At 73.3% G+C, this 11,519-nt stretch carries 11 protein-coding genes; 6 read left to right on the top strand and 5 right to left on the bottom strand.

What is annotated here, in order from left to right:
- The first annotated feature begins 117 nt into the window (after positions 1 to 117).
- From ABIB37_RS09430 to ABIB37_RS09440, 3 genes are all read left to right on the top strand, one after another.
- Positions 118 to 1,557, top strand: coding sequence for an HNH endonuclease signature motif containing protein (locus ABIB37_RS09430; protein ID WP_354259648.1), 1,440 nt, complete (start codon positions 118 to 120; stop codon positions 1,555 to 1,557).
- 237 nt (positions 1,558 to 1,794) lie between these two features.
- Positions 1,795 to 3,879, top strand: a complete 2,085-nt coding sequence (locus tag ABIB37_RS09435; RefSeq protein WP_456514014.1) for a DEAD/DEAH box helicase — start codon at positions 1,795 to 1,797, stop codon at positions 3,877 to 3,879.
- A gap of 14 nt (positions 3,880 to 3,893) precedes the next feature.
- Positions 3,894 to 4,649: a class I SAM-dependent methyltransferase gene (locus tag ABIB37_RS09440; protein WP_354259651.1), complete on the top strand. Its 756-nt coding sequence runs from the start codon at positions 3,894 to 3,896 to the stop codon at positions 4,647 to 4,649.
- Between the two features lie 18 nt (positions 4,650 to 4,667).
- On the opposite strand, the gene ABIB37_RS09445 is transcribed toward ABIB37_RS09440, so the two are convergent.
- The 4 genes from ABIB37_RS09445 to ABIB37_RS09460 all read right to left on the bottom strand — a co-directional run bounded on the left by ABIB37_RS09445 (position 4,668) and on the right by ABIB37_RS09460 (position 7,525).
- A complete protein-coding gene (locus ABIB37_RS09445; protein ID WP_354259654.1) occupies positions 4,668 to 5,327 on the bottom strand; it encodes a DsbA family oxidoreductase in 660 nt (219 codons plus the stop codon).
- 64 nt (positions 5,328 to 5,391) lie between these two features.
- The gene (locus ABIB37_RS09450; RefSeq protein WP_354259657.1) at positions 5,392 to 5,835 is read right to left on the bottom strand and encodes a hypothetical protein; all 444 of its coding nucleotides are present in this window, start codon (positions 5,833 to 5,835) and stop codon (positions 5,392 to 5,394) included.
- Entirely contained in the window at positions 5,832 to 6,461 is a 630-nt protein-coding gene (locus ABIB37_RS09455; RefSeq protein ID WP_123695859.1) for a CDP-alcohol phosphatidyltransferase family protein, read from the bottom strand. The genes ABIB37_RS09450 and ABIB37_RS09455 overlap by 4 nt, the downstream gene beginning before the upstream one ends.
- Positions 6,462 to 6,484: 23 nt before the next feature.
- Complete coding sequence (locus ABIB37_RS09460; RefSeq protein WP_354259660.1) at positions 6,485 to 7,525, bottom strand: FUSC family protein; 1,041 nt, start codon at positions 7,523 to 7,525, stop codon at positions 6,485 to 6,487.
- Positions 7,526 to 7,673: 148 nt separating this feature from the next.
- On the opposite strand from ABIB37_RS09460, the gene ABIB37_RS09465 reads away from it, so the two are divergent.
- From ABIB37_RS09465 to ABIB37_RS09475, 3 genes are all read left to right on the top strand, one after another.
- Positions 7,674 to 8,081 carry a VOC family protein gene (locus tag ABIB37_RS09465; protein ID WP_354259663.1) on the top strand — a complete coding sequence of 136 codons (408 nt, stop codon included), beginning with the start codon at positions 7,674 to 7,676 and terminating at the stop codon, positions 8,079 to 8,081.
- A gap of 92 nt (positions 8,082 to 8,173) precedes the next feature.
- Complete coding sequence (locus ABIB37_RS09470) at positions 8,174 to 9,682, top strand: MDR family MFS transporter (RefSeq protein ID WP_354259666.1); 1,509 nt, start codon at positions 8,174 to 8,176, stop codon at positions 9,680 to 9,682.
- Positions 9,683 to 9,700: 18 nt separating this feature from the next.
- The gene (locus tag ABIB37_RS09475) at positions 9,701 to 10,393 is read left to right on the top strand and encodes a hypothetical protein (RefSeq protein WP_354259669.1); all 693 of its coding nucleotides are present in this window, start codon (positions 9,701 to 9,703) and stop codon (positions 10,391 to 10,393) included.
- Here ABIB37_RS09475 and ABIB37_RS09480 read toward each other — a convergent pair.
- On the bottom strand, positions 10,382 to 11,515 hold the full coding sequence (locus ABIB37_RS09480; RefSeq protein ID WP_354259672.1) for an LOG family protein: 1,134 nt from the start codon (positions 11,513 to 11,515) through the stop codon (positions 10,382 to 10,384). The two genes, ABIB37_RS09475 and ABIB37_RS09480, sit on opposite strands and share 12 nt — an antisense overlap.
- Positions 11,516 to 11,519 lie beyond the last annotated feature (4 nt).

Below are 11,519 nucleotides of genomic sequence, written 5' to 3' on the forward strand. Positions count from 1 at the left end.
CACATGCTGTCGAGAGTTCGAACGCTTGTTCGACGCTCGTGGTAGCACGGACCCATCGAGCACCACCGACGGCGGTGGGCCGAGGCGGTGGTCCCGATGGTGGACGCGGAGGTTCCGGTGGAGCAGCAGGCGCGGCAGGGCAGGTCGCCAGAGGCGGCCGCGCTGCGCGAGGCGCTCGACGGGCTCCAGCGGCACGTGCTCGCCGTCACGACCGCGTTCGAGGGGCTCGGCGATGCCCAGCGCTGGGATGCGCTCGCGGCGGTCGGCGAGCTCGTGCGGTGCGCCGACAGCGCCGCGGTGCGGGTCGCCGGGCTGCTGCAGCAGGTCTCGCCCGCAGCCGATGCTCCCTCGCTCGCCCGCTCCTTCGGGTATCGCAGCACGAAGGACGCGCTGCGCCACGAGCTGGGCGTCACCGCGGGTCGCGCGACCGCGATCGTGCAGGTCGCGCTCGCGGCGACCCCTCGGCGCACGCCGACCGGCCTGCCGTTCGAGCCCCGCTTCCCGCACCTCGCCGACGCCTTCGTCGCCGGCTCGATCGGGCTCGACCAGGCACGCGTCATCGTCGAGCGGCTCGGAGAGGCGGGCAGCCGCATCAGTGACGACGACCGGCTCGCTGCCGAGGCGTCGCTCGTCGCCGACGCGGTCGGCGAGGTCCCGGCCGGCGAGCGCGGCTACGACGACCCGGTGCCCGCTCCGCCCGAGCAGCTCGCGACGACGGCGCGGGCCTGGCTGCAGGCGTTCGACCCCGACGGCGCCGAGCCGCGCGAGGAGGAGCAGATCGCGCAGCGCTCGTTCACGCTGCGGCAGTGCGCCGACGGCATCTTCCGCGGCCGTGTGGCGCTGCCGCCGGTCGAGGGCGCTGCCGTGCAGGCTGTGCTCGACGCCTACGAGTCGCCGCGCACCCGCATCGACATCGGCGGCTCGCCCTCCGCGGCCGACGACGACCGCACGCCCGACCAGCGCCGGGCGGATGTGCTCGCCGAGCTCTTCATGGCGCACGCACGCTCGGGCGATACGCCTCGCCCCGGCAAGGACGCACCGACCCTGCTCGTCGCCGTGACGCAGGCCGAGCTCGACGCCCACGCAGCTGGTCTGCCCGGCTTCTGCGAGATCGTCGAGACCGGCGAGGTCGTGCCGGTGCAGCTCGCGGCGCGCATCATCTGCGACGGCTTCGTGCAGGCGGCCCTCGTCGACGACGACGGGCACGTGCTCAAGCTCGGCCGCCGCAAGCGGCTGTTCTCCACGCCGCAGCGCAAGGCGATCATGCTCCGCGACCGCCACTGCCAGGGCGAGGGGTGCGATGCGCCGGCATCGTGGAACAGCGTCCATCACGTGCGCGCATGGGCCGACGGCGGCGCCACCGACATCGACAACGGCATCCTGCTCTGCACCCGCTGCCATACCGAGGTCCATGCGGGCCGGCAGGTGATCGAGCGCGTCGGCAGCCGCTGGCGAGTCACGCGCACGATCCTGCGGCCGGTGCGAAGGCCGTGGCGAGCCCGGCCTCGGGGGATCCTCGGGGCAGCCTCGCAGCGCACGCCGGTGCCGACCGGGTAGGATGGCTCTGACGTCAGCCCGCTGATCGCCGTCCGTGCCGCATCGCGGCCCTCACGCGCACCGCAGCAGGCGTCACCGGCACGACGAGCCGCAGCCTCGAGCTCCGGCTCCCGTCGCAGCCTGAACACCGGGGCCCGTACCCGCGGCCCCGCCTCGAATGGAGGACATGTGGCCGACGCCGCAACCATCGATGTGTCCGAGACGGACGCATCCATCACGGATGCATCGCCTGCAGACGTGACCGCCGAGGCGCCGTCGCGCGATCGCGACGCCCTCATCCCGCAGCTCGCCCGCGCCGTGCGCCAGGTCGAGGCGGGCGTCAAGCGAGGCAGCGCATCGCGCTCCACCCGCGTGAAGCTGCAGGTCGTGGCGATGCTCGCCCGCGAGGAGCGCGCACGCGTCCGCGCCGACAAGGCGCTCACCGACGCCGAGCGCGCCGAGGACCTCAAGCGCCTCGACGGCATCGCCGTCATCCTCGCCAAGGCCGCGAGCCGGGAGCCCACGCTGCTGCCGCTCCTCGGCGAGGGCGCGCCCATCACCGACGCCGTGCGCGAGCGCAAGCGCGAGATGCTCGAGGCCGCCGGCATGGAGCCGGAGCCCGAGGCCTCGTCCGCCCCCGCGCCCGAGAGCACCGAGCCGCTCGCGCCGCAGGTCGTGCCCCCGTCGGTGCACCGCGTGCAGCTCGCGAACCCGTTCCTCGAGCCCGACCTCTCGCACGTCCGCCGCAAGCCCGAGCGCGACCGCCTCGCCGGCTTCGACCTGCTCTCGCCGCTCTACCTCTCGTTCGAGGTCGCCGCCGACGGCAAGCCCGCCTGCATGCCGCTGCCCGAGCCGAAGCAGCGCCTCGCGCCCGGCGGCAAGGAGCTGATGCACCACCAGTCGCAGCTCGTGCAGGCCGCCCGCGACGGGCACCGCACCTTCCTGCTCGCCGACGAGCCCGGCCTCGGCAAGACCGCGCAGGCGCTGCTCGCTGCGCAGGCGGCGGATGCGTTCCCGCTGCTCGTCGTGGCGCCGAGCGTCGTGAAGATCAACTGGGCGCGCGAGACCGAGCGCTGGGCGCCCGGCCGCCGCGCCGCCGTGCTGCAGGGCGACGGCGACTCGCTCGACGCGTTCGCCGACGTCGTGATCGTCAACTTCGAGGTGCTCGACCGGCACATCGGCTGGCTCGAGCGCTTCGGGTTCCGCGGCATGGTCGTCGACGAGGCGCACTTCATCAAGAACATCCGCTCGAAGCGGTCGAAGCACGTGCTGCAGATCTCGGCGGCGCTGCGCGAGCGCGTCGGCAACCCGCTCCTGATGGCGCTCACCGGCACGCCGCTCATCAACGACATCGAGGACTTCGGCGCCATCTGGCGGTTCCTCGGCTGGATCGACCACAAGGAGCCGAACGCCGCGCTCACCGACCAGCTCGAGGACATCGGGCTCACGCCGATGGACCGCGGCTTCTACCCGGCGGCACGCAAGGCCGTCATCGACATGGGCATCGTCCGTCGACGCAAGATCGACGTCGCGTCCGACATCCCCGCCCGCCGCATCGCCGACATCCCGGTCGAGCTCGACGAGGCCTCGGTGCGCTCGATCAGGAGCGCCGAGCGCGTGCTCGTCGAGCGCATGCTCGCGCGCTACGACGCGGCGATGTCGCAGCGGTCCGCCGACGCGCGCGACGAGAGCCGCGTCGACGACGAGCTCGTGCGCCGCATCGCGCGCAGCGAGGTCGAGACGCAGGAGGGTGCCACCGGCGAGAACGTCTTCGCGCTCGCCCGTCGCATCGGCCGCGCGAAGGCCGCGCTCGCCGCCGACTACGCCGGGCAGCTCGCCCACTCGGTCGGCAAGGTCGTCTTCTTCGCGAAGCACATCGACGTCCTCGACGCCGCCGAGCAGTCGCTCGCGAAGGCGGGCATCAAGACGGTGTCGATCCGCGGCGACCAGACGCCCGCGCAGCGCCAGCGGGCGATCGACGCCTTCACCGAGGACGACTCGGTGCAGGTGATCGTGTGCTCGCTCATGGCAGCCGGCGTCGGCGTCAACCTGCAGGCTGCGGCCGACATGGTGCTCGCCGAGCTCTCGTGGACCGACGCCGAGCAGACGCAGGCGATCGACCGCATCCACCGCATCGGGCAGTCCATGCCCGTCACGGTGTGGCGCATCCTCGCGGCGCAGACGATCGACACGCGCATCGCCGAGCTGCTCGACGCGAAGGCCGGGCTCATCGGCCGCGCGATCGACGGTGCGGCAGGCGACGAGCCGACGAGTGGCGACCTGCGGCTCGAGGCGGTCGCGGGCATGCTGCACGACGCGGTCGCCGCGCGCCTGCGCGGCTGAGGCAGCCCGACCGGATGGCGTCGGCGCCCGACCCGATCTTCGGCGACCCGCGGCTCGCCGCGGTCTACGACGCGCTCGATCCGGATCGCTCCGACCTCGAGGTCTACGAGCGGATCGTCGTCGACGAGCTCGGTGCGCGGTCGGTGCTCGACATCGGCTGCGGCACCGGCACCTTCGCGCTCATGCTCGCCGCGCGCGGCGTCGCCGTGACGGGCGTCGACCCGGCGGCGGCATCCGTCGACGTCGCGCGGGCGAAGCCAGGCGCAGAGGCGGTCCGCTGGGTGGTCGGCGCCGCCGACGCGACCGCGGCGGATGCGTCCCCGGCGGCCGGCGTCGACGTCGTCACCATGACGGCGAACGTCGCGCAGGTCTTCCTCGACGACCTCGACTGGCACGCGGTGCTCGTCGCCGCCCGCCGCGCGCTCCGGCCCGGCGGCACGCTCGTCTTCGAGTCGCGCCGTCCGGAGCGCGAGGCGTGGCGGGAGTGGACTCGCGAGGCGACCCGCCACGTCGTCGACGTGCCGCACGAGGGCGCGGTCGAGGAGTGGGTCGAGGTGACCGACGTCGACGGCCAGTTCGTCACGCTCGCGTCGCCGACGATCTTCCACCGCGACGGCGCGCGCATCGACTCGACGTCGACGCTGCGCTTCCGACCGCGCGCGGCGATCGAGCGCTCGCTCGTCGCGGCCGGGCTCGAGCTCGTCGACGTGCGCGACGCCCCCGACCGGCCGGGCCGCGAGTGGGTCTACCTGGCGCGGCGCCTGGCCTGATCGGCCGAGGCGCCGGCGTCAGCGCTCGGCGGGCGCGTCCTCGAGGGAGAGCGCCCGCGCCTGGTCGAGCGCCTGCGTGAAGGTCGACGCGGGCTGCGCGCCCGAGAGCCCGAGCCGCATGTCGAAGACGAAGAACGGCACGCCGTTGACCCCGAGCTCCTGCGCCTGCTGGATGTCGGCGCGCACGGCGGGCAGGTAGCGCTCGTCCGCGAGCGCGTCGCGGATCTCCTGCGCGTCGAGGCCGGCGGCCGTGCCGATGGCGACGAGCGCCTCGACGTCGCCGATGTCGGTGCCCTGCTCGAAGTGACCGGAGAGCAGCGCCTCCTTCACCGCGTCGCCCGCGCCGTGCGCCTTCGCGAGGTGCAGCAGCTGGTGCGCGCGCAGGCTGTTCGCGACCACGAGCCGGTCGAAGTCGTACGCGAGCCCTTCGCCGGCGGCCTGCTGCGTCACGTGCGCGAACATCTGCCGCACCTGCTCGGGCGGCAGCCCCTTGCGGCTCGCGAGGTAGTCGATCTCGGTGCCGTCGTAGTGCTCGGGGAGGGTCGGGTCGAGCTGGAACGAGTGCCAGGTCACCTCGACCTCGTCGCGGTGCTCCCACGTGCTGAGCGCCGCCTCGAACCGGCGCTTGCCGATGAAGCACCACGGGCACGCCACGTCTGACCAGATGTCGATCTGCATGCTGGGGCCAACGCGCGGTGCGCCTCGGCATTCCCCGCTGCCGGGGTCGGCCGGCGGGGGCGCTTCAGCGCGGCAGCTCGTCGATGAGCGCGTCGGCCTCGGGGTCGTCCCAGTCGTCGAGGTCGATGTCGTCGTCATCCGCGACGACGACGGTCGTCGTGGTGTCGTCGTCGTCGTCGCTGTCGTCGTCGCCCAGCCAGGCGTCGGCAGCGGCCTCGAGGTCGTCGTCGCCCTCGTCGTCGAGGTCGTCGTCGTCGCGGTCCTCGTCCTCGGCGAGCTCGTCGCGCAGCCACTGCGCGAGCTCGCCCTCGGCCTCGGCGTCGACCATCGCCTCGACGCTCTCGTCGTCGAGCGGCAGGATCGCCATCACCTTGTCGCCGTCGCGCGCGACGATGGTGTCCTCGTCGCCGTCCTCGCCGGGCACGCGCTCCACCGACTCGTGCCAGCCAGCGAGGATGTCCTCGACGAGCGACGCCAGCCGCTCGCGCTCCTCGGTCCAGTCGGTCATCTCGGCTCCCGGTTCGTGGTCGTCGCAGTGGTCGTCCCAGTCTGCACCAGCCGCAGGCGACGCGCCTTGAGCATGTAGTCGACCGCGGCGATGATGTGCAGCCCGGTGCCGACGAGCAGGAGGGTCATGCCGATCGGGGCCGCCCACGGCACGACCGTGTGCCCGAGCAGCAGCACGACGATCGCCAGCAGCAGCAGCGCGGTGCGGATCTTCCCGAGCCAGGACACGTGGATGCTGCCGTCGCGCGCCTCGCGCCCGGCGAAGACGACCGCGAGCACGTCCATGCCGAAGATCACGGCGAGGATCCACCACTCGACGACGCCCGCGATCGCGAGCGAGAGCGTCACGCCGATGATGCCGATGCGATCCGCGATGGGGTCGAGCACCTCGCCGAGCCGCGACTCCTGGTGGAGCGCCCTGGCGAGCACGCCGTCGATCCAGTCGGTCGATGCCCAGACGGCCAGCAGGATGACGGGCACCCACGATCCGTCGGCGCCCGTGACGACGAGCCAGCACACCGGCACGAGCAGCCCGAAGCGCAGCAGCGTGACCGCGTTGGCGACCGTGAAGACCCGCTGGAAGTAGGGGTCGTTCGGATCGCGTTCGCGAGCCGGGGTGAGCGCCATGCCCACCTTGATAGCACAGGGCCTCAGCGCGGCAGGGAGCCCCAGCGACGGGTGGCGAAGCCGACCCCGATCCCGACGAGCGCGCCGATGACCGACTCGACGAGCCGGTCGACGAGCAGCTGGTCGACGGGCGTCGGCGAGGCCAGGTGCACCGAGAGCAGCGCGAGCGGCGTGACGAAGACCATCGCCAGCCCGTAGTTGCGGCCGACCAGCAGCTCGGCGCCGAAGGCGATGACCGCGACGAGCAGCACGATCACGAGCGCACTGGGATCGAGCAGCAGCACGCCCGCGGCGAGCAGCACGCCGAACGTCGTGCCGAGGATGCGCTGGGTGCCGCGGGCGAGCCCGGCGGCGAACGCGCCGGCCGAGATCGGCACGACCGCCGACACCATCGCCCAGTAGGGGTGCCCGATCCCGAGCGCGGCCGCGATCGAGCCCGCGAGCAGCACGCCGATCGCGTAGCGGGCGACGCGCCGCAGCTGCACGCGGCGGCCGGGGGAGAGGCGGTAGTCCCGTGCCGTCGGCGGCGACTCGAGCGGCGGCAGCCGTCGCGCGCGGCGCCACGCGGTGCCGGCGGAGCCGAGCAGCACGGCGAAGGCGGCGGATGCGGCGGCGACGCCGGCGGCCGTGCCGACCCCCGCGAGCGTGATCCCGGGGATCGACGCCGAGCCGCTGAACGCGAAGAGTGCGAAGAGCGGCCCGGGCGGGTGCCAGTCCTCGGCGTCGGACACGATCGAGACGAGGCCGGCGAGCGCGGCACCGCCGACGATCATCGGCCAGAGCGGGTCGGGCAGCGTCGCGACGAGCGAGCCGAGCACGACGGCGACGAGCATCACGCCCGCGGCGGTCGACTGCATCGCGAGCCGCGTGAGGTGCACCCGGTTGCGGCCGTAGAGCGCCGCGAAGGCGCCGAACGCCGCCCAGGCAGACCACTCGCTGTGGCCGATGAGGAGCAGCACGAGCAGCGGCACGGCGGTGCTGACGCTCGCGCGCAGCGCGACGCGATGGGCGCCGGCGTGCGGCCCGAAGGAGAGGAGCGCCTGCCGGAACCCAGGGCTGCTCATCGCGGGAGCTGGGCGGCCGCCCGGGTGCCGATCCGCGTCATCTCCACGGTCCTCCATGGTAGTCGCGGGCCCGGATGCGCCCGTAGACGGCCGCCCGCTCGCACGACTACGGTGGGCGCCGTCCCCACCCGGCGCGCGAGGAGCGGTCATGGCAGTCCAGATGGTGTTCCCCAACCACGCGGTGGCCGACGTCGCCCGCTCGACCGCGTTCTACGAGGCGCTGGGGTTCGAGCGGAACCCGATGTTCAGCGACGAGACGACGAGCTGCATGGTGCTGACCGAGCAGGTCGCGATCATGCTGCTCGAGCACGCGAAGTTCGACGAGTTCCTCGTCGGCGACCAGCGCCGCGCCCCCGAGGGCACGCTCGAGAACCTGCTCGCGCTGCTGCTGGGCAGCCGCGACGAGGTCGACGCGTTCGCCGCTGCCGGAGCCTCGGCAGGCGGTAGGCTCTCGAAGCCGGTCGAGGACAGCGAGTGGGGCATGTACGGCGGCCAGCTCACCGATCCCGACGGCCACATCATCGACTTCTTCTTCATGGAGGCGCCGCAGGCCTGACCTGCAGGGTCTCCACGCACCGGCGCGACCCCCGTGGGAATGCCCGCGCCGGGTCTGCGTTGGATTGACGCATCACTCGCGAGATGGAACCCATGCAGATCGACACCCAGTCCCCGCGCGCCGACGCGCGCCCCGCACCCGAACGACTGGCACCCGGCGGTGCCGTCATCATCGCCACCCTGCTGGTGTCGGCATTCGTCGTCATCCTCAACGAGACCGCGATGAACGTCGCGATCTCGACGCTCGTCGCCGACCCGGTGCTCGGCATCGACGAGCGCGCGGCGCAGTGGCTCACCACCGCGTTCCTGCTCACCATGGCCATCGTCATCCCGATCACGGGCTGGCTCATGGCGCGCTTCACGACGCGCACGCTCTTCATCGCCGCCATGAGCGCGTTCGTGCTCGGCACCGTGCTCGCCGGCATCGCCTCGTCGTTCCCGCTGCTGCTGCTCGGCCGGGTCATCCAGGCGTCCGGCACGGCGGTCGTCTTCCCGCTGCTCATGACCACGGTCATGCAGCTCGTGCCGCCCGCCCGTCGCGGCGCCTTCATGGGCACCATCTCGCTCGTGATCTCGGTGGCCCCGGCCCTCGGACCGACCGTCTCCGGCGCGATCCTGCAGGTCGCCTCGTGGCACTTCATCTTCCTGGGCGTCGCGCCGCTCGCGCTCATCATGCTGCTCGTCGGCGCGCGGAGCCTCAAGCGCGGCGAGGCGCAGGAGCCCCCGCACCTCGACGTCGTCTCGATCCCGCTCGCCGGCTTCGGCTTCGGCGGGCTCGTCTACGGCCTGTCGCTCATCGGCGCCGCCGACCTGCCGGCCTGGCAGCTGCCGACCGCGCTCGGCGTCGGCGTCGTCGCGCTGACCCTCTTCATCCTGCGCCAGCGCCGCCTGCAGCGCACCGACGACGCACTGCTCGACCTGCGCACGTTCCGGCACCCGCTCTTCACCGCGGCCGTCGTGGTGATGGGCCTCGCGATGGCCGCGATGTTCGGCACGCTCATCATGCTGCCGCTCATCCTGCAGGACTCGATGGGCCTCGAGCCGATCCAGGTCGGCCTCATCACGCTGCCCGGCGCGCTGCTCACCGGCCTCCTCGGCCCGGTGGTCGGCAACCTCTACGACCGCTGGGGTCCCCGCCCGCTCGTCATCCCCGGTGCGCTCATCGTGCTGACCGCGCTCGTGCTCTACACGCAGCTGCACATCTCGACGCCCTGGTACCTCGTGCTCGCGATGCAGGTGACGCTGAGCCTCGGCTTCGCCTTCACGTTCCCGCCGCTCTTCACGGTGTCGCTCGGCGCGCTGCCGAAGCACCTCTACGGCCACGGCTCCGCGGTGCTCAGCACCGTGCAGCAGGTCGCCGGCGCCGCCGGCACCGCCGCGTTCGTCACGATCATGGCGACGCGCCAGGCGCAGCTCGTCGCCGACGGCGTCGCCCACGGCGAGGCGCTGCTCGAGGGCGCGCGAATCGCGTTCATGGGCGCCGCGGCGCTCTGGACGATCGGCGTGATCGCGACGCTGTGGCTGCGGAAGCCCGCGGACGTCGTGCCGGACGAGCGCGAGCACGTCGAGCACGCCGGCGCGGAGGCCCCCTCGGCGCACTGACCCGGATACGGTGCCGGGGTGGGGGAGATCCTGGAGTTCGCCGGCAGCTACTGGTGGCTCGCGTTCATCGTCGGCCCGATCGTCGGCGGCTGGATCGGCGGCGTCGCGAAGTACAACGAGCGCCGGCGGCGCGATCGCATCGAGCTCGAGCGCGTCCGCCGCGCGCCGATGCACCCGGTCGCGCCGGTCCAGCCGCCGAGCGCGGCGGCGGACCTGGCCGACCGCGACCGGCAGATCGAGCGCATCCTCGGCGACCACGCCGACACCGACCGGCGCTGGCTCGACTTCGAGCTCGACGTCGCGAAGCTCATCGACTACCCGCTCGTGACCGACATGCGCGAGCCGCTCACGCAGACGTTCCACCGGGCGCGCCGGGTTGCCGAGGGGCTCCGCCCCGACGCGCCGGCCGCGCTGCGCCCGCCTGGTGCGCTCGAGCGCTACCGCGAGGCGGTGCGCGACTATGAGGTGGCCTTCGAGGCGGCGGTGCGCGAGGCCAAGCGCCGCGCGCAGTCGGGCTTCTCTGAGCCGGAGCGACGGCGCCTGCAGTCCGCGCAGCGCCTCATGGCGCTCGCCGAGAGCGAGGCGTCCACCCCCGCCGAGCGGCAGAGCGCCTACAAGCAGGCCCGCCGCGAGCTCGACGGCCTCATCGCGCTGCCCGAGGCGACGACCGACGACCTCGAGCGGCGGATCGCGGGCGAGCTAGAGGCCTGACGCCCGGGCTCCCGGCTCGAACGCCGCGATCGCCGCGACCGCATCCGCCGGGGTCTCGACGCACGCGATGCCCACCGCGCCCGGCCGGTCGCGCATGACCGCCTGCAGCAGCGGCCACGCTGGCAGCGTCTCGGTCCAGAACCGCGTGCCGAGCAGCACGAGCGGCGCCCACGCGCCGTCCTCGGCGTAGGAGTTCTCGCACGCGTCCTGGAAGATCTCCTGCACCGTGCCGCCGCCGCCCGGCAGCACGACGACGCCGCCGTTCGCGACGCGCAGCAGGATGTCCTCGCGCACGGAGTTCTGGAAGTACTTCGCGATCGAGGTGGCGAACGAGTTGGGCGGCTCGTGGCCGTAGTGCCACGTCGGGATGCCGAGCGAGACGCCGTCGCCGACCCGCGCCGCCACCCGTCGCGCCGAGTCGATCCACTCGGGGATCGAGCCGTGGAACGAAGGCACCGCGGCGAGCTCGTCGATCGCCGCGTCGAGCTCGTCGCTCGAGCAGCGCACGGCGCGCGCGCCGAGGTTGCCGGCCTCCATCGCACCGGGGCCGCCGCCGGTCGCGACCACCCGTCCGGCGCGCGCGAGGCCGTGCGCCAGGTGCGCCGCCTGCCGGTACTCCGGCGAGTCCCGACGCAGCGCGTGGCCGCCCATGATCCCGACGATGACCTTGCCCTGGACCCACTCGGTGAGCGCGTCGTCGATCGAGTGATCGTGCAGCGCGGCGGCGAGGGTGTGCGCGATGTCGTGGTGCCGCGTGCGCGACCAGGCGTAGACGCGGGCGTCGAAGCTCGACGGGTAGCCGTCGTCGATGCCGGCGACCAGGTCGTCGGGCGCGTAGAGCGTCGACCGGTATGCGTTGAACGGCACCTCCGGCACGTCGTCGAAGACGAGCGCGCCCTGCCCGACGAGGCGCTCCTTCGCGCCCGCGGGGAGGTCGGCGCCCAGCAGCAGCGCGCCGCTGCCGTCGAGCCGCTCGAGCTCGGCGGCGCGCTCGCGCAGGTCGACGTCCTGGATGCGCCAGCCGCGCATCGATCCCGCCTGCGCGGCGAATCGGTCGAAGGCCTCGAGCGAGCCGATGTCGATGCGGCGGCCGTGCTGCGGCCGCTCGTCCAAGTCATGCATGCGC

It is taken from the genome of Agrococcus sp. UYP10 (assembly GCF_040547205.1).
Classification (GTDB): domain Bacteria; phylum Actinomycetota; class Actinomycetes; order Actinomycetales; family Microbacteriaceae; genus Agrococcus; species Agrococcus jenensis.

Coding starts and splice junctions, on each gene's coding strand:
- ABIB37_RS09480 (WP_354259672.1), bottom strand. CDS start 11,515: ATGCATGACTTGGACGAGCGGCCGCAGCACGGCCGCCGCATCGACATC.
- ABIB37_RS09460 (WP_354259660.1), bottom strand. CDS start 7,525: ATGAGCAGCCCTGGGTTCCGGCAGGCGCTCCTCTCCTTCGGGCCGCAC.
- ABIB37_RS09450 (WP_354259657.1), bottom strand. CDS start 5,835: ATGACCGACTGGACCGAGGAGCGCGAGCGGCTGGCGTCGCTCGTCGAG.
- ABIB37_RS09470 (WP_354259666.1), top strand. CDS start 8,174: ATGCAGATCGACACCCAGTCCCCGCGCGCCGACGCGCGCCCCGCACCC.
- ABIB37_RS09455 (WP_123695859.1), bottom strand. CDS start 6,461: ATGGCGCTCACCCCGGCTCGCGAACGCGATCCGAACGACCCCTACTTC.
- ABIB37_RS09445 (WP_354259654.1), bottom strand. CDS start 5,327: ATGCAGATCGACATCTGGTCAGACGTGGCGTGCCCGTGGTGCTTCATC.
- ABIB37_RS09465 (WP_354259663.1), top strand. CDS start 7,674: ATGGCAGTCCAGATGGTGTTCCCCAACCACGCGGTGGCCGACGTCGCC.
- ABIB37_RS09440 (WP_354259651.1), top strand. CDS start 3,894: ATGGCGTCGGCGCCCGACCCGATCTTCGGCGACCCGCGGCTCGCCGCG.